At 71.7% G+C, this 16,282-nt stretch carries 15 protein-coding genes, 1 tRNA gene and 1 pseudogene; 8 read left to right on the top strand and 9 right to left on the bottom strand.

From position 1 onward, the window contains the following. The first annotated feature begins 79 nt into the window (after nt 1–79). Nucleotides 80–817, top strand: coding sequence for a TerD family protein (locus tag AMK33_RS28150; protein ID WP_073935770.1), 738 nt, complete (start codon nt 80–82; stop codon nt 815–817). A 30-nt stretch (nt 818–847) separates the two neighbouring features. Here AMK33_RS28150 and AMK33_RS28145 read toward each other — a convergent pair whose 3' ends face one another. Next, on the bottom strand, nt 848–1,789 hold the full coding sequence (locus AMK33_RS28145) for a TerD family protein (RefSeq protein ID WP_073935769.1): 942 nt from the start codon (nt 1,787–1,789) through the stop codon (nt 848–850). Between the two features lie 173 nt (nt 1,790–1,962). Here AMK33_RS28145 and AMK33_RS28140 point away from each other — a divergent pair, with 173 nt between their 5' ends. The 3 genes from AMK33_RS28140 to AMK33_RS28130 are packed head-to-tail and all read left to right on the top strand — an operon-like array spanning nt 1,963 to nt 6,604. Next, entirely contained in the window at nt 1,963–3,129 is a 1,167-nt protein-coding gene (locus tag AMK33_RS28140) for an HpcH/HpaI aldolase/citrate lyase family protein (protein WP_073935768.1), read from the top strand. Nucleotides 3,130–3,158: 29 nt separating this feature from the next. Next, the gene (locus AMK33_RS28135; RefSeq protein ID WP_073935807.1) at nt 3,159–5,792 is read left to right on the top strand and encodes a phosphoribosyltransferase; all 2,634 of its coding nucleotides are present in this window, start codon (nt 3,159–3,161) and stop codon (nt 5,790–5,792) included. Then, a complete protein-coding gene (locus AMK33_RS28130) occupies nt 5,792–6,604 on the top strand; it encodes an HAD family hydrolase (RefSeq protein ID WP_073935767.1) in 813 nt (270 codons plus the stop codon). Before AMK33_RS28135 ends, AMK33_RS28130 begins: the two co-directional genes overlap by 1 nt. Nucleotides 6,605–6,638: 34 nt before the next feature. Here AMK33_RS28130 and AMK33_RS28125 read toward each other — a convergent pair whose 3' ends face one another. Continuing rightward, nucleotides 6,639–7,433, bottom strand: a complete 795-nt coding sequence (locus AMK33_RS28125) for a DedA family protein (protein ID WP_073935766.1) — start codon at nt 7,431–7,433, stop codon at nt 6,639–6,641. A 131-nt stretch (nt 7,434–7,564) separates the two neighbouring features. Between AMK33_RS28125 and AMK33_RS28120 the strand changes: the two genes are divergently transcribed. Together AMK33_RS28120 and AMK33_RS28115 are read left to right on the top strand one after the other, a co-directional pair. After that, nucleotides 7,565–8,707, top strand: a complete 1,143-nt coding sequence (locus tag AMK33_RS28120; RefSeq protein ID WP_073935765.1) for a sensor histidine kinase — start codon at nt 7,565–7,567, stop codon at nt 8,705–8,707. Further along, nucleotides 8,698–9,342 (top strand): response regulator transcription factor, encoded by a 645-nt coding sequence (locus tag AMK33_RS28115; protein WP_073935764.1) that lies wholly within the window; start codon nt 8,698–8,700, stop codon nt 9,340–9,342. Before AMK33_RS28120 ends, AMK33_RS28115 begins: the two co-directional genes overlap by 10 nt. Before the next feature lie 61 nt (nt 9,343–9,403). Here AMK33_RS28115 and AMK33_RS28110 read toward each other — a convergent pair whose 3' ends face one another. The 5 genes and pseudogenes from AMK33_RS28110 to AMK33_RS28090 all read right to left on the bottom strand — a co-directional run bounded on the left by AMK33_RS28110 (nt 9,404) and on the right by AMK33_RS28090 (nt 14,245). Beyond that, the gene (locus AMK33_RS28110) at nt 9,404–9,619 is read right to left on the bottom strand and encodes an FmdB family zinc ribbon protein (protein ID WP_073935763.1); all 216 of its coding nucleotides are present in this window, start codon (nt 9,617–9,619) and stop codon (nt 9,404–9,406) included. Nucleotides 9,620–9,656: 37 nt separating this feature from the next. Further along, nucleotides 9,657–11,087 (bottom strand): hypothetical protein, encoded by a 1,431-nt coding sequence (locus AMK33_RS28105; RefSeq protein WP_073935762.1) that lies wholly within the window; start codon nt 11,085–11,087, stop codon nt 9,657–9,659. 74 nt (nt 11,088–11,161) lie between these two features. Further along, the gene (locus AMK33_RS28100) at nt 11,162–11,980 is read right to left on the bottom strand and encodes a DUF4097 family beta strand repeat-containing protein (protein ID WP_158075144.1); all 819 of its coding nucleotides are present in this window, start codon (nt 11,978–11,980) and stop codon (nt 11,162–11,164) included. 190 nt (nt 11,981–12,170) lie between these two features. Beyond that, nucleotides 12,171–13,664, bottom strand: a complete 1,494-nt coding sequence (gene tnpB / locus AMK33_RS28095; RefSeq protein WP_073935761.1) for an IS607 family element RNA-guided endonuclease TnpB — start codon at nt 13,662–13,664, stop codon at nt 12,171–12,173. Next, nucleotides 13,661–14,245, bottom strand: a pseudogene (locus AMK33_RS28090) (IS607 family transposase). Before AMK33_RS28090 ends, tnpB begins: the two are co-directional and overlap by 4 nt. A gap of 155 nt (nt 14,246–14,400) precedes the next feature. Between AMK33_RS28090 and AMK33_RS28085 the strand changes: the two are divergent. After that, nucleotides 14,401–14,472 (top strand) — tRNA-Val (locus tag AMK33_RS28085). Nucleotides 14,473–14,563: 91 nt separating this feature from the next. Here AMK33_RS28085 and AMK33_RS28080 read toward each other — a convergent pair. Continuing rightward, entirely contained in the window at nt 14,564–14,905 is a 342-nt protein-coding gene (locus tag AMK33_RS28080) for a hypothetical protein (RefSeq protein WP_073935760.1), read from the bottom strand. Nucleotides 14,906–14,971: 66 nt separating this feature from the next. Between AMK33_RS28080 and AMK33_RS28075 the strand changes: the two genes are divergently transcribed. Further along, nucleotides 14,972–15,205: a DUF2277 domain-containing protein gene (locus tag AMK33_RS28075; RefSeq protein WP_073935759.1), complete on the top strand. Its 234-nt coding sequence runs from the start codon at nt 14,972–14,974 to the stop codon at nt 15,203–15,205. A 174-nt stretch (nt 15,206–15,379) separates the two neighbouring features. Here the strand turns inward: AMK33_RS28075 and AMK33_RS28070 are convergent, their stop codons facing one another. Then, nucleotides 15,380–15,982, bottom strand: coding sequence for a DedA family protein (locus AMK33_RS28070; RefSeq protein WP_073935758.1), 603 nt, complete (start codon nt 15,980–15,982; stop codon nt 15,380–15,382). Nucleotides 15,983–16,282: the final 300 nt, after the last annotated feature.

The raw sequence follows: 16,282 nt of genomic DNA, 5'->3' as shown, positions 1-16,282 counted from the left end.
ACTCCTCGGGGCCGCCCCGTCGGCCGTCCGGGAGTTCCGGCGGCCCGAGCGGGGTTCGGCGACTGGACTTGGGGCGGGAATGGGTTTCCTGGACGGACTGTGGCGCGGACGTGAGAGCGCCTTCGACTCGGGCAGCGCGGCCAGCAACGCCATCGAGCTGACCAAACGACACGGTCAGGTGTCCCTGACCAAACAGGGCGCGGCCACCGGCCATCTGCGGATCAACCTGAGCTGGCGGATGCGGACCTCCGACTTCGGCGGCTCCCAGCGGGAGAGCCTGCTGCGCCACCCCCTCAAGGCGCTCAAACCGCCGGAGGTCGTCGGCCACAGCCAGTCCATGGTCAACGTCGACCTCGACCTCGGCTGCCTGTACGAGCTCCAGGACGGCACCAAGGGCGTGGTCCAGCCCCTCGGCGGCTTCCTCGGCGACGCCAACGCCGCGCCGTACGTCAAGCTCAGCGGCGACGACCGGTTCGGGTCCGGCTCGGGCGAGACCATGTACGTCAACCTGGACCACCGCGAGAACATCAAGCGCCTGCTGGTCTTCGCCTACATCTACGACCAGACGCCCGCGTTCGACCGCACGCACGCCATGGTCACGCTCTACCCCAGCAGCGGCCCGCGGATCGAGATCGGCCTCGACGAACGCCACCCCCAGGCCCGCTCCTGCGCGGTGGTGATGATCGAGAACGTCAAGAACGAGATCCTCGTCCGCCGCGAGGTGAAGTTCGTGTACGGATTCCAGGCGGAGCTGGACCGGCTGTACGGGTGGGGGCTCCAGTGGGGGAGGGGCTTCAAGACGAAGGCCGATCGCTGAGGAGCCCCTGATCGCGCAGGTGCCGGACCGTCAGCGCCCGATGAACTGCGGGCCCTGCGGCGGAAGCCGGAAGTCCGGGTCGGGGGAGGCGGCGGCCGGTGGCGGGAAACCGTACCCGCCCGGCGCCCCCGCGGCGGCCGTGGCGGGCGCCGGCGGGTAGCCGTAGGCGGGCTGACTGGTCGGCTGCGGATAGCCGTAGGCCGGCTGCGTGGCCGCGGGCTGCTGCGGCGGGTAGCCGTATGCGGGCTGCGCGGGCACCCCCGCCGGCTGCTCGGGCGGCAGCGGCCGGGACACCTCGGGCACCGGCGGGGCGAGCGGGGCCTGCGGCTGCGTCAGGGCCTCGGAGGAGGTCCGGTCGGAGGCCGGTACGTGCGCCGTCGGGGGCGGAAGCTGGGTGACGTCCGAGGGATCGGGCTCCTGCGCGGCCTCCGACTCGTCCACCGAGATGCCGAAGTCGGTCGCCAGACCCTTCAGACCGTTCGAATAGCCCTCGCCGAGCGCCCGGAACTTCCAGCCCTCGCCGCGCCGGTACAGCTCACCGCAGATCAGCGCGGTCTCCTCGCCGGTCTCCGGCTTGATGTCGAAGTACGCCAGCGCGTCCCCGTCGGCGGCCTGCGCGTCGTACAGCAGGATGCGCAGGTCCCGTACGCGGTCGAAGGCGACGCCGTCCGCCGACGCGACGAGCAGGATCCGGCCGACACCGGACTCGACACCGGCGAGATCCGTCTGGATCGTGTCGGTCAGGCCCTCGGCTACGCGCTTCTTGCCGAGCCGCCACACCTGCCCGGCAGGGTGCCGTGGCTGGTTGTAGAACACGAAGTCCTCGTCGGAGCGCACACGGCCGTCGGGGCCGAGGAGCAGCGCGGAGGCGTCGATGTCCGGCACCCCCTGCCCGGGCGACCAGCGCAGCACGGCACGTACCGTGGTGGCCTCGAGAGGGACGTTCGACCCCTTGAGCATCGCGTGCGTCATGCGGTCATCCTGCCTTCTCCGTCCTGGTCACGACAACGCGGGGGGTTGGGGTCGACACGGCGGGGTTACCTGAAGTTCATGCCCCGAGGGAACCGCCGACATGGATCCCTACGTACTATTACCGGCCACCTTTTTACATTTCAGTGATTCCCGAGAGGCCACAGGGGAGTTCAATGCGTCATTTCGGTCAGATCGCCCCTGCGGTGCGGAAACGTCTCTTCTACCGGGAGCCCTGCGAGTTCACGCCGGATTCCCCGGCCCGGCTGCTCTCCGCGGCCCTCGGTGCCACGCTCTACAGCCCCGCGACCCGGCCCCTGCTCGCCGACGACGTCGTCAAGCAGGGCGGACGCGGTGTGGTCTCCATGGTGCTGTGCCTGGAGGACTCCATCGACGACGCCGACGTGCCCGCCGGTGAGGAGAACCTCGTACGGCAGTTCACGGACCTGGCCGGGCGGCCCGGGGCGGATCTGCCGCTGCTGTTCATCCGGGTCCGCACCCCCGAACAGATCCCCGACCTCGTCCGCCGCCTCGGCCCCTCCGTCGCGCTGCTGTCCGGATTCGTACTGCCGAAGTTCACCGCGGAACGCGGCCTGCCGTTCCTGGAGGCGCTCGTCACCGCCGAGGCCGAAAGCGGCCACCGGCTCTTCGCCATGCCCGTGCTGGAATCGCCCGAGCTGCTCTACCGCGAATCCCGCGTCGAGACCCTCGAAGGCATCTTCCGCGCCGTCGACAAGTACCGCGACCGCGTCCTCGCACTGCGCCTCGGCGTGACCGACTTCTGCTCCTCCTACGGGCTGCGCAGAGGCCCCGACATGACGGCGTACGACATCCAGGTCGTCGCCTCCGTGATCTCCGACGTGGTGAACATGCTGGCCCGGGCCGACGGCACCGGATTCACCGTGACGGGACCGGTCTGGGAGTACTTCCGGGTCCAGGAACGCATGTTCAAGCCACTCCTGAGGCAGAGCCCCTTCCACGAGGTGCAGGCCGTGGCACTGCGCGAGAAGCTGATCGAACACGCCATGGACGGCCTGCTGCGCGAGATCTCCCTCGACCGGGCCAACGGCCTGCTGGGCAAGACCTGCATCCACCCCTCGCACGTACTCCCCGTGCACGCGCTGTCCGTCGTCAGCCACGAGGAGTTCAGCGACGCCCAGGACATCCTCCGGCCGGAACGCGGCGGCGGGGGTGTACTCAGGTCTGCCTACACGAACAAGATGAACGAGGTGAAACCCCACCGCGCCTGGGCCGAGCGGACCCTGCTGCGCGCCGAGGTCTTCGGCGTCACCAACGAGGACATCGGCTTCGTGGAACTGCTCGCGGCAGGCCTGGCCGAGTGACCGGGACGGAGAAGACTGTGAACGAGGGGATGCGCCACCCGGCGCGTCACGCAACCCGGGCCGGCGAGGACATATGGTCCGGCAGCTGGGTCACGGAGCGGCTCGGCGTCGAACTGGCCGGGGACGAGAGCCTGCCCGGTCTGCTGGGGCTGGCACTGCGCCGCAACCCCAAGCGGGCCCACCTGCTGGTCTCCAACGTCCTCGGCAAGCACGTCCCCCAGTCCCCGTCCGTCGTGTACGGCCACGGCGTCGCGCTCGGCCGCCGGGTGCGGGAGCTGCTGGGCGACTCGGCGGAGGACGCGGTGGTCCTCGGCTACGCCGAGACCGCGACCGGTCTGGGGCATTCCGTCGCCGACGGCCTGGGCGCCGCCCCCTACCTGCACTCCACCCGCCGCCCGGTCGTGGGGACCGCCACGGCCGGCGGCTTCGAGGAGTCCCACTCCCACGCCACGTCCCACCTGCTGCTCCCGGAGGACCCGTCCCTGCTGGCCGGGGACGGCCCGCTGGTCCTGGTCGACGACGAGTTCTCCACGGGGAACACGGTGCTGAACACCGTTCGGGATCTTCATGCGCGGTATCCGCGGGGGCGGTATGTCGTGGTCGCCCTCGTCGACATGCGGTCGCCCGCGGACGCCGGGCGGCTGGACGAGTTCGCCCGCGAGATCGGGGCGCGCATCGACCTGGTGACGACCGCGTCGGGCACGGTGCGGTTGCCTGACGGCGTCCTGGAGAGGGGCCAGTCCCTGGTGGCGCGGTACGAGAGTTCCGCGGGGAGTGGCCGGGCTTCTGCGGCTGCGTCGGGGCCGGTCGCGCAGTTCCCCGCGCCCCTTGAGGGTGCTGCTGGTCCCGCGAGCTTCGAAGCCGACGCTCGGACAAACCCCCCGGGGACGCGGGGAACTGCGCGACCGGCCCAAGACGGCCCGCACCCGAATGACAAGCTCACCACGCGAGTGGACCTGCGCTGGCCGGATGGCCTCCCCGACGGCGGCCGCCACGGCTTCACCCCCACGCACCGAGCCCGCCTCGAACACGCACTCCCCGACATGGCGGCCCGCCTCGCAAAGGCACTCCCCGATGACGCGCACCGCGTCCTCGTCCTCGGCTTCGAGGAGCTGATGTACGCCCCGCTGCGCCTGGCGGGCGAGCTGGAGCGGACCATCCGCGCCGACGTGCGTTTCTCCACCACCACCCGCTCGCCCGTCCTCGCCGTCGACGACCCCGGCTACGCGATACGCACCCGCCTGGTCTTCCCCGCCCACGACGACCCCGCCGACGGCCCCGGCGAGCGCTACGCCTACAACGTCGCCGGCGGCGGCTTCGACACCGTCGTCGCCGTCGTCGACTCGGCCGCCGACACCCCCGCACTGCACGCGCCCGACGGCCTGCTCGCCCGGCTCGCCGCGCACACCCCGCAGGTCCTCCTCGCGGTCGTACCGTCCTACGTACCCGCACCCCAGGACGCCCCCACGGACGCCCGACCGGACGCCCCCGAAAGGCCCGCCACCATGCTGCCCGAGCCCCTCAGAGGCCCCGCCTTCTCCTCGTACGCGCCCGAGGAGGTCGGCTGGCTGCTCCAGGACCTCTCGGACGTGACGCTGGAGGCGCCGACCGAGGAGCGCGAGGAGGCCATCCAGAGCGGCGGCGCCCACTACGCGGAGTCGCTGCCCGTGGAATACCAGCCGAGCGAGCAGTATCAGGAACTGTTCCACGCGGCCCTGGACGAGTCGGCGGCCCGCCTGGCCCACGCGGTGGGCGTGGTCACCGAGACCGTGCTCGCCGAACGGTCCCCCCGCCCGGTGCTCGTCTCCCTGGCCCGCGCGGGCACCCCCGTGGGCATCCTGATGCGCCGCTGGGCGCAGTACCGCCACCATCTCGACCTCCCCCACTACGCTGTTTCGATCGTCCGCGGCCGGGGCATCGACGCCAACGCGCTGCGCTGGCTGGCCGCTCACCACGACCCCCGGGACGTGGTCTTCGTCGACGGCTGGACCGGCAAGGGCGCCATCACCCGCGAACTCGCCCAGGCGGTCCAGGAGTTCGAGAAGACCGAGGGCGTCACCGGCTTCGACCCGGAGATCGCGGTCCTGGCCGACCCCGGCTCCTGCGTCCGCACCTACGGCACCCGCGAGGACTATCTGATCCCCTCCGCCTGCCTCAACTCCACGGTGTCCGGCCTGATCTCACGCACCGTGCTCCGCGCCGACCTGGTCGGCCCGCACGACTTCCACGGCGCCAAGTTCTACCGCGAACTCGCCGGCGCGGACCTCTCGGTGGCCTTCCTGGACGCCGTCTCCGCCCGCTTCCCGGAGGTCACCGACGCCGCCTGCGCCCAGGCCAAGGAGCTCCTCTCCACCGACCGCACCCCCACCTGGGAGGGCTGGGCGGCGGTCGAACGCATCAGCGAGGAGTACGGCATCCACGATGTGAACCTCGTCAAGCCCGGCGTCGGCGAGACCACCCGGGTACTGCTGCGCCGGGTGCCCTGGAAGGTGCTCGCCCGGGCCGGAGCCGGCAGCGACCTCGACCATGTACGCCTCCTCGCTCAGCAGCGGGGCGTCCCCGTCGAAGAGGTCGACGGACTCCCCTACACCTGCGTCGGACTGATCCACCCCCGCTACACCCGTGGCGCCACCGGTGCCGACGGCAAGGCGGTGACCCGCTGATGCCCGTCATCGTCGCCAGCGACCTCGACCGCACACTCATCTACTCCGCCGCCGCCCTCGCCCTGACCATGCCGGACGCACGGGCACCCCGGCTGCTGTGCGTGGAGGTCCACGAGAGCAGGCCCCTGTCCTATATGACGGAGACGGCGGCCCAGCTCCTCACCGACCTCGGCGACGAGGCCGTGTTCGTCCCCACGACGACCCGCACCCGCAAGCAGTACCAGCGCATCAACCTCCCCGGCCCGCCGCCGACCTACGCGATCTGCGCCAACGGCGGACACCTCCTCGTCGACGGCGTGTCCGACCAGGACTGGCACGCCCGGGTGCTCGCCCGGCTGGCCGACGAGTGCGCCCCGCTGTCCGAGGTGCAGGACCATCTGCTGCGGACCGCCGACCCGGTCTGGGTGCGCAAGCACCGGGTCGCCGAGGACCTCTTCGCCTACCTCGTCGTCGAGCGGGAACTGCTGCGCGAGGAGTGGGTGAAGGAACTCGGGGAGTGGGCGGAGAACCGCGGCTGGACCGTGTCCCTCCAGGGCCGCAAGATCTACGCCGTGCCCAAGCCCCTTACCAAGAGCGCGGCCATGCGCGAGGTCGCCTGTCGCACCGGAGCCGATCTCACCCTCGCCGCCGGCGACTCCCTCCTCGACGCCGACCTGCTCCTCGCCGCCGACCGGAGCTGGCGCCCCGGTCACGGCGAACTCGCCGACGCCGACTGGACGGTCCCCGCGATCAGGGCCCTCCCCGAGCGGGGCGTCCTGGCCGGCGAGCGCATCCTGCGCGAGTTCCTGCAGACGGTGCGCTCACCTCGGTGAGACCGTACGACCGAGAGGCCGTGCGGCCGGGGCGTCAGCGGTGACGTCGCAGGCTCATCGTGTCGGCGGAGTCGTACCCGTGGGCGGGTGCGTCCCCGTCGGCGTGATCGGCACCGGCGGCCGGGTGCGACGGGCGTATGTGATCCGTGCCGGCTCGCCCGTCCCGCCGCCGCCGGCGGCGGCCGTCGCCCGAGCGCAGCAGCCGCAGGACCACGAACGCCACCAAGGCCAGCGCGGCCACGCCGAGGACCACCTTCGAGTACGCCGACACGATGGTCGACACCTGCTCCCAGTTGTCCCCCAGCGCGTACCCCGCGAGCACGAACGCGGTGTTCCAGATCGCGCTGCCCAGTGTGGTCAGACCGAGGAACAGCGGCAGCCGCATGCGCTCCACACCGGCCGGCACCGATATGAAACTGCGGAAGAGCGGAATCATCCGGCCGAGGAACACCGCCTTCGGCCCGTGCCGCAGGAACCAGGCCTCCGTCCTCTCGATGTCCGCGACCTTCACCAACGGCAGCCGCTCCGCTATCGCCACCGTCCGGTCCCGGCCGAGCAGCGCGCCCACTCCGTACAACGCGAGCGCGCCGATCACCGAGCCGGCGGTCGTCCACAGCAGCACGGCGAGCAGACCCATCCGCCCACTGCTCGCGGCGAACCCCGCCAGCGGCAGGATCACCTCGCTGGGGATGGGAGGGAAGAGGTTCTCCAGCGCGATGGCGAGGCCGGCCCCGGGGGCGCCCATGGCGTCCATGAGGTCGTTGACCCACTGCGGTCCGGCACTCCCGTCCGCTGCCGCTGTGATCGTGTGCGCTGCGATGGCTGTCATGCCTGCCACGCTAGAGAACCGGAGCTGAAGGAACGCTGAGGAAAGCCGCACGATGCCCTGCGGTACTCCACAGCCGCAATTGCGGTTTTCCGCAGTGTGCCCCCATGCCGCGTCCGACTAGCCTCGCGATCATGCGAGACATGGTGCGGCGCGTGACGCGGTGCGCGGTGGGGCTGATCTGGGGCGCCGCCGCGGCCGTCGTCGAGCTGCTCTACACCGTCCTGGCCGGCCTGCTCCTCCTGCTCGTCGTGGCCTGGCCGCGCGGCCGTCGCGCCGTGCTCCGCCCGGTCCTCGCGGGCGCGCGGAGACTGACGGAACTGAACCGCACCCGGCTGCGGACATGGCTGAGAGCGCACACCTCGCCCGCGTACGAGGACACGCAGGCCCTGGGGTACCTGGCCTGTCGCTGGACCCTGGGAGTCCTGGGCGCGGTGGTGATGCTCTCGGTGGCGATCGGCCTCGGGTACGGCACGTCGTGGCTGTACCTCTGGCTGCTGGTCGACGAGATACGCACGCCCGGAGCGGTCACCCTCACCTCCCTCGGAGGGCTCTTCCTGCTCTTCCTCGCCGTCCAGGGCATAGTCGGCGTGGCCGAACTGGAGGGGAAGCTGGCCCGCCGCCTGCTGGGCCCCCGCCACCAGGACGCGCTGGAGCAGCGCATCGCCGAACTGTCCGCGAGCCGCGCGGCCGTGGTCGACGCGGTGAACGACGAGCGGCGGCGCATCGAGCGGGACCTGCACGACGGAGTGCAGCAGCGTCTGGTCGCGCTCGGCATGCTGCTCGGCCGCGCCCTGCGCAGCGAGGACCCGGCCCGCACGGACCGGCTGCTGCGCCAGGCCCACGGGGAGAGCCGGCACGCCCTGGACGACCTGCGCGAGGTGGCGTGGCGGATCTACCCCACCACGCTGGACGAGGCAGGGCTGCGGGCGGCGCTGGAGACGGTCGCCGAGCGGGCCTCCGTCCCGGTACGGGTGGAGTACGGGCTCACCGGGGAGCCCGAGCGGGCGGTGGGGACGGTCGTCTACTTCGTCGTCTGCGAGGCCGTCACCAACGCGGTGAAGCACGCGACACCGACCCGGATAGTGGTCGAGGTCGGATCGAAGGAAGGAGCGTTGTACGTGAGTGTCGAGGACGACGGCAAGGGCGGTGCGAACGCGACGGGCAGCGGACTGTTCGGCCTCGCCCGGCGGGTTGCCGCACTCGACGGTCGTCTGGAGGTGCGCAGTCCGCCGGGCGGACCGACCCTGGTGACCGCGGAGCTGCCATGCGCCTGATCCTGGCCGAGGACTCCACCCTGCTCAGAGAGGGCCTGGTGCGGCTGCTGGCGGAGGAGGGACATCAGGTGCTGGCCGCGGTCGGCAACGCGGAACTGCTGCTGCGGGCGGTCGCCGAGGACCCGCCGGACGTGGTGGTCGCCGATGTGCGGATGCCGCCCACGCACACCGACGAAGGACTGCGCGCGGCCCTGGAGATCCGCCGGCGCTGGCCGTCCGTGGGCGTGCTGGTGCTCTCGCAGTACGTGGAGAAGCGGTACGCGACCGAGCTGCTGACCGGTGAGTCGGAAGGAGTCGGCTATCTGCTCAAGGACCGCGTCGTCCAGGTCGACGAGTTCCTGGACGCCCTGGAGCGGGTGGCGCAGGGACGCGCCGCCTTCGACCCGGAGGTCGTACGGCAACTGCTCGGCCGCACGACCCACACCGACCCGCTCGCCCGCCTCACCGCGCGGGAGCAGGCGGTGCTGGCCGAGATGGCGCAGGGGCACACCAACGCCGCCATCGCGCGGCGGCTGCACATCTCGCAGAGCGCGGTGGAGAAACACACCAACGCGATCTTCGACAAGCTCGGACTGACAGGAGGTGAGGGCTATTCACGCAGGGTGCTCGCGGTGCTGCGCTACCTCGGCAGCTGACGCGCGGCCGACGTGCGGCCGGCGTGCGGCCGGCGTCCGGTGCCGTGGCCCTCGGCGGGGATCAGCCGCAGCAGCCGCCACCGCAGCAGCCGCCGCCACCACCGCCCGCGCGGGGAGCCGGGGCCGCGGCGGTACCGGCCACCGCGACCGTGGAGAGGAGCTTGACCGTGTCGTCGTGACCCGCCGGGCAGGCCGCGGGCGCGGAGGACTCCGCCATGGGGCGGCTCAGTTCGAAGGTGTCGCCGCAGGTCCGGCAGCGGTACTCGTAGCGAGGCATGGGCACAGGTTAACCGGCTCGGCCGGCCCTGTGAGGGTCAGTGCGCGGCGCCGCCGCGTTCCTCCCGGATCCGGGCCACCACACGGCTCACCGTCGCCCGTACCTCCTCCGTCTCCGTCAGGAAGTGCCAGTAGTCGGGATGGCGGCCCTCCAGTCCGGCGACGGCCCGCTCCAGACGGGCCACGGAGTCGTCCAGGGGGCGGGCGTGGCGCGGGTCGGGGGTGTTGCGGCCGGCCATGGCCAGACGCTGGGCGTCCCGGATGGCGAACCGGGTGCGTTCGATCTCCTGCCCGGGGTCCTTCTGCACCGCGTTCAGCCGCCGCAGCCGGTCACCGGCGGCCGACACCGCCTCGTCGGTCGTGTTCAGCAACGCCCGCGCGGTCGACAGCAGAGCGGTCGCGTCCGCCCAGCGCTGCTCCTCGCGGGCCGCCCGGGCCTCGGCGAGTCTCGCTTCCGCCTGGCCCACGTTCTCCGAGGCGACGTCGGGGACGTGCTGCAGGTCCTGCCAGCAGGCGGCGGTGAAGCGTCGGCGCAGTTCGCTGAGGACCGGTTCGACCTGTTCGGAGCGGGTGGTGAGGGCCTGGGCGCGGGTGCGCAGGGAGACCAGCCGGTGGTCGATCTCGGCGGCCCGTTCCGGCAGCCGGTCGGCTTCGACGCGGACCGCCTCGGCCTCGCGCGTGACCCGCTCGGCCCGCTCCAGGGTCCCCGGCACGCCGTGCTGCCCCGCGCCCTGGTTCAGCTTGGTCAGCTCCGGGGAGAGCGCGGCGAGCCGGGCGGCGAGGTCGTCGGCCCTCAGGCCCGATCCGCGTGCGGTGTCGAGGGCGTTCGAGGCGGCGAGCAGTGCCTGCCGGGCGCGTTCGACGGCGGGCGCGAGCCGGGCGAGCTGGGTCTCGGCCTTGCCTAGGAGGGAGTCGAGCCCGTCGGTGAACCGGTCCAGCTCCTGCTTGACCCGGCCGAGCTCGTCCTTGGCGGCGGTCAGCCGGTCGCGGGCCTGGGAGGCGGCCGAGGCCTCCAGGTCGTCGCGGTCCAGGTCATGGGCGTCGACGGCGCTGATGTACCGGTGGCTGGCCTCGTCGATGCGCCGGCCGAGCGCCTCGAAGTCGGCGACGGCTCGGCGGGCGGCCGGGGAGTCGTCGACCGCGGTGATCGTCTCGATGGAGATCCGCAGGTCGCGCTGGGCGGTGTCGAGTTCGTAGAAGGCGGCGGCCGCCGCGTCCTTGGCGGCCTGCGCCTCGGCCCGCTGGTTCTCGGCCCGCCCGCCGAACCAGCGCCGCGTCCCGCCCCCGGCGAACGCGGCGGGCAGCACCAGCGCCGCGACCAGCGGCATCCCCACGAGAGCGAGCACGTCCCGCAGCGCGCCGCGGGCCCGGCGGACACCCGGTCGCGGAGGAAGAGGAGGCACGGCACGACGCACGCGAGGCACGCGCGGCTCCGACGGCGAGTACGGCTGCGCTGGTGTCGCCGTCACATCCCTCTCCCGTACTGTCGTTCGCCCTGCCCGATGTCATTCTCCCACCGGTGAAGGACGAAGACACGGGTCGGTCAGTTCGCCGTGCGGACGGTGAGTTTGCCGTCGCCGGTGCGCGCGGTCACCACATGGGAGCTGGAGTCGTCGCGGGGCACGGACACGTCCTCGGCGCCGTCACCGGTCTCGGTGTCCACGCGGTAGGAGGCCCGCGGCAGGTCGATCGTCAGGGAACCGTCGCCACTGCGGGAGTCCACCAGGTCGGGTACGGCGGCCAGTTCGAGGTGGACCGAGCCGTCACCGCTGTGGGTGCGCACCGTACGGGAGGAGACCTCCGCGCGCACGGACCCGTCACCGGTGCGCAGTTCCAGCGGCCCGGTGGAGTCCGTGACACGGACCGAACCGTCCGTCGTACGGATGCTCAGCGCGTCGCGGAAGCCCCGCGCCCGCACGCTGCCGTCCTTCTCCTCGACCTTGACGGAGACGCCGCGGGGTACCTCGATGCGGTGCTTGGTGGAGCAGTTGGCGACGAGCCCGGAGCACTTCTCCCGCAGCACCAGCCGGTCGCCGTCCATGGACCAGGTGACCTCCGGGTCCGTGCCGATGGCGACGGTGCCCTGGAACCACCGGGTGACCCCGACCTTGCCCGAGGGGTTCTCGTCCGAGGCGACGATCTCGAGGGCGGAGTCGTCGGAGTCGATGGTGAGGGTCCTGCCGGGCAGGTCGAAGGACCGGTGGTCGGGATCGTCGTCGTCGGCGGCCGACGCCCCGCAGGCGCTCACGCCCGCGACGATCACCACGGTGGACCCGGCGAGGGCGAGGACGCGGGTCCACGCGGCGCGGCGGCCGGAGGCGGGGCCGGTGATCCGGGCGGTACGGGTGGTGGTGCGGGTCATGACGGTCTCCCCCTGGGACGGACGGTGGCGCTCGCCGGCGGTGTCCGGGCGCTCTTCGACCGTACGGACGGGGAGCCCGCGGGGGGATCCGGGTAGCTGGTGGATCCGGGGTGGGGATATCCGTTGCTTTGAGTCTCAGTGACTCTCAGCATTCCGGGTGTTTCCGCCTGGAAGGTTCGTGACGGTGTCGTCAGAGTACGAGTTGCTCGTGTCCGGTGTCCTGTCGACGATCTCTCGTTTCCGTCCTCTGGCGGGGTGTTGCGCCAGCCGCCCGCGTGCCCGTCCCCTTGCGGGTTCGGGTGGTGCGGGTCTTCTGCTCGGCTCCACGAGGCTTCGGCACCACCGCCAGGGTGGGGCCCGGGTCTCCGGCCACTCCGGTACCCGTTTCACGGTTGGCCACCGCGAGAGCGGCCAGGTTGTGGCCTGCGTTCGCGTCCCGGTCCAGGGCGAATCCGCAGGCGTCGCACTCGAAGACACGCATGCCGAGGGGCAGCTTGGCTTTCACCACACCGCAGCGGGAGCAGGTCTTCGAGGAGGGCATCCAGCGGTCGGCGACGATCAGACGTCCACCGTGGCGCTGGGTCTTGTAGGTGAGCTGGCGCCGCAGTTCCCCGAATGCCGCGTCGGAGATACGGCGGGACAGACGCCGGTTGCGGACCATGCCTTTGACGTTGAGGTCCTCGACCACGACGGTGCCGTACTCGGCGGGGATATGCGCGGTGGCCTGGTGGAGATGGTTCTCCCGCAGGTTCGCCACCCGGTGGTGCACCCGGTTGCGGACGGCGTCGGCTTTCTCCCAGCGGCGGGACGGGGCCTGCCCGGTGCGCCGGTCCGGGCCGCGTCGGCGGGAAACGGTCCGGGATGCCTTCCGAAGCTGCGTGAGGGCCTGGTCGTAGTGCTTGGGGTTGGCGACTTCGCGGACTTTGCCGGTCGAGTCCGCCATGACGAGGAGCGTCTTCACGCCGAGGTCGATCCCGACCGCCGTGCCGGGCCGGGTGGCAGGGGTGATGGTGCGGCGTTCCTCGGTCTGCAGGACCGCGAACCAGCGGCCCCGTTCGAACCGCACCGTCACCGACAGAATCCGCATCCCGCCGGCGCTGATCGCGTCCACGAGAGGCTGGGCGTTCTCGTGAAGGCGGATCCGACCGAGGCGGGGCAGGACGATATGCCGCCGGTCATCGAGACGAATGGTGCCGGTGGTGAACCTGCACGCCAAACGGGCCTTCCGCTTCGACTTCAAACGAGGCCTGCCCATTGCCACGCCCTTGCGCTCACCGCGCCGGGACCTGGCGTAGTTGTCGAACGCGGCGGCAGCGTTTGCGAGGCCGGTGTTGTAGGCCTCTTTGGAGTTCTGCGCCCACCACTGGCGCAGGAACGGGTCGGTGTGCTTGGCCTCGTTGAACGCCTTCCGCAACGAAGGCAGCGACCACGACCGCCACGGAACACGCTCTGCTTCGCAGATGCCGTAGGTCTCCTCCGCCGCACGCTGCGACCAACTTGCCAGTACATGCCGCACCGCCCAGTTGTAGGCGACCCGCGCCGCTCCGCAATGCGAGGCCAGAGCCCGCAAGACGGACGCGTTGGGGTCGAGGGCGAGCCTGTGGCCCACGACGTGGAAGCCGGGCCGCGCCTCGAACCTCCGGCGCTTCTCCTTCCCGCTCCCGGCGGACTCCGCCCCGCTCACCCGGTCGTCTCCGCCGCCGGGGCGGTGGCCTCGGCGACAGCGCGAGCGGCACGGTCCTTCGCCGTCCGCTGCCCGTACAGCCGGGTGCACAGCGACGTGAGGACTTCGGTGATGTCCCGGACCAGGTCGCTGGTCGGCTCCTGCGGATCGAGCACCACCAGGCGCCGGCCGGAAGCCGACAACGCCGATTCCAGATGCTCGACCCCGAAACGGGCCAGCCGGTCGCGATGCTCCACGACGATGACGGCAACGGCCGGATCCGACAGGACGCGGTGCAGCTTGGGCCGCTTCCCGTCCAGCCCGGAACCGACCTCGGTCACCACCTCGGCGACGGAGAGCCCCAGCCCGCCTGCTTCCCGCACGACGCGGGAGACCTGCCGATCGAGATCCGCCCTCTGCTCAACGAACGAGACACGGCAATACGCCACCGTCCGCCCAGTGACCTCGGGCGAGGACTCTTCGACCAGTCACATACCGGACGGCGTCTGCACGACAGGGACCGGCATACGGCCCTCCTTCGCCCACGACCACGCGGTCTGGTAGTGCACGCCATTACGCGCCGCCCACTCGGAAAGCTTCACACCATCAAGATAAAGACTGATGAAGACGGATAACCACTGATAAAGAATGCGACTATTGTTCCCTCCCTCCCGGTGATCGCCGGTAGGCGGTGTGCCGGTCCGTGCCCCCGGCCATGTAGGCTGTCCACTCGACCTGGGCGCACGGCCCGGGTCCCGGGTGCGTAGCTCAGGGGTAGAGCGCCTGCCTTACAAGCAGGATGTCGGCGGTTCGAAACCGTCCGCGCCCACCGGGACACAGGGCCTCCGGAGTCGCTCCGGGGGCCCTTGTCGTTGTGTCTCCCCGGCTCTTCCGCCCGTCCGTCCTTCCTTCCGCCAGTCCTACGAGGACTCCTTCGTCTCCTCGCGGGTGTGCTTGAGCCGGGAGCGGGCGTGCATGCGATCGGCGCCGGTGAGTTCGGCCCAGTAGCGGTGGGTGCTGACGAACACCGCGAGCTCGTGCTCCCGCTGCCGGAGCTTCTCCACCTCGGCCTGTTCGTCGGCGGTCCAGCCGGGTGAGGCGGGGCGCTCGATCTTGCGCCAGCCGTTGTCGTCGCTGAAGCCGTCGAGGGGCTCGACCGACCAGGGGAGCCGCTTCAGCAGGGCGGACAACTCGCCCTGGACCTGTCGCAGTTCCTCCTGACCGGCGAGGAGGTCACTCGGAAAATCGTAGGTCGCAGCCACGATTCAATAATACGCCTGTTCGATTTTGGGTGGCGAGTTACCGAGGGGGCGCGTCAGACTGAAGGCATGTGCCGGAGTATCAAGACCCTGCGTCCGCCCGTGCAGCCTGAGGAGGCCACGGAAGAGGAGATCCGGGCTGCCGCCCTGCAGTACGTGAGGAAGGTGTCCGGGTTCCGGGCGCCGGCCGCCCATAATCGCGAGGTGTTCGAACGGGCGGTGGAGGCGGTTGCCTTGGCGACGGCCGAGTTGCTGGACGGGTTGGAGGTGCGTGGGGGCGCGGCGCGGCGGGCGGCGGGGTAGGGCCTCGCCGGTGCCGGTGCCGGTGCCGGTGCCGGTGCCGGTGCCGGTGTCAGGGCTGGGCGGGGGGTTGTTTCGCAGCCCGGCGTTCGCGGGGTGGGCGCTGTCCCGGCGGTGCGGTTGCCCGTAGTGACGAGGCGGGGTGGGCGCTGTCCCGGCGGTGCGGTTGCCCGCGGCTCAGCCTGCTTCCGAAGGGCGTGGGCGGCGGCGCATCAGGTAGCCCGCGCCTGCGCCCGCTGCGAACAGCGCGCCCACCGATACCGCCGTGGCCAGCCAGGTCGCGCCCAGCCAGTGGGCGCCGAAGTAGCCGAGGGCCACGCTGTACGTGGCCCAGGACAGCCCGGCCAGGGCGGACCAGGGGAGGAAGTCGCGGGCGCGGTGGCGTGCGGCGCCGGCGCCGAGGGAGACCACCGAGCGTCCGGCCGGGGCGAAGCGGGCGAGGACGACCAGGGCGCCGCCGCCCCGGGCGAGCGCCGCGCCGAGACGTTCCTGCGCGCTCTTCAGCCGCCGCGAACGGGCGATCGCCCTGTCCAGCCGGGCGCCACCGCGCCAGGCGAGACGGTAGGCCACCAGGTCGCCCAGGACGGAGGCGGTGGCGGCGCACAGCGTCAGCACCAGGATGTCGGGCACGTCGGTCGCCGTGCCCGCGGCCGCCGCCGTGGCCGCGGTGATCACCAGTACTCCGCTCGGCAGGACCGGGAGGAACACGTCGAGCAGGACCGAGAGGGCCACCACCGCATAGATCCATGGGCTGCCGACCAGCGACCCCAGACTTTCCACCCGAACTCCCCGTGGCTCCCCCGCAGGGCCGCGCCGTGCCGCGCTGACGCGGGGAGCGGCAGGAGTGGCAGGAGTGGCCGATGACAGCCATACAGCGTACGCCCGGTGAGTGACAGAAAGGTCACGGGGGGTTCGTGTGGTCAGCGCCTGGCGTTCCCTTTCTCTTTCCCTGCGCAAAGGGGAAGGGTGCCCTCCCCCTTTGCGCAGGGAGGGCACCCGTGCGGCCCGTGGGTTCGTGCACCCCGTGGGTTCGTGCGCCCCGTGGGCCCGTGCGACCTCGTGGGCTCGTACGCCCCCATG

It is taken from the genome of Streptomyces sp. CB02400 (genome assembly GCF_001905725.1).
GTDB lineage: Bacteria > Actinomycetota > Actinomycetes > Streptomycetales > Streptomycetaceae > Streptomyces > Streptomyces atrovirens.
This window is presented reverse-complemented; position numbering and strand designations above follow the sequence as displayed.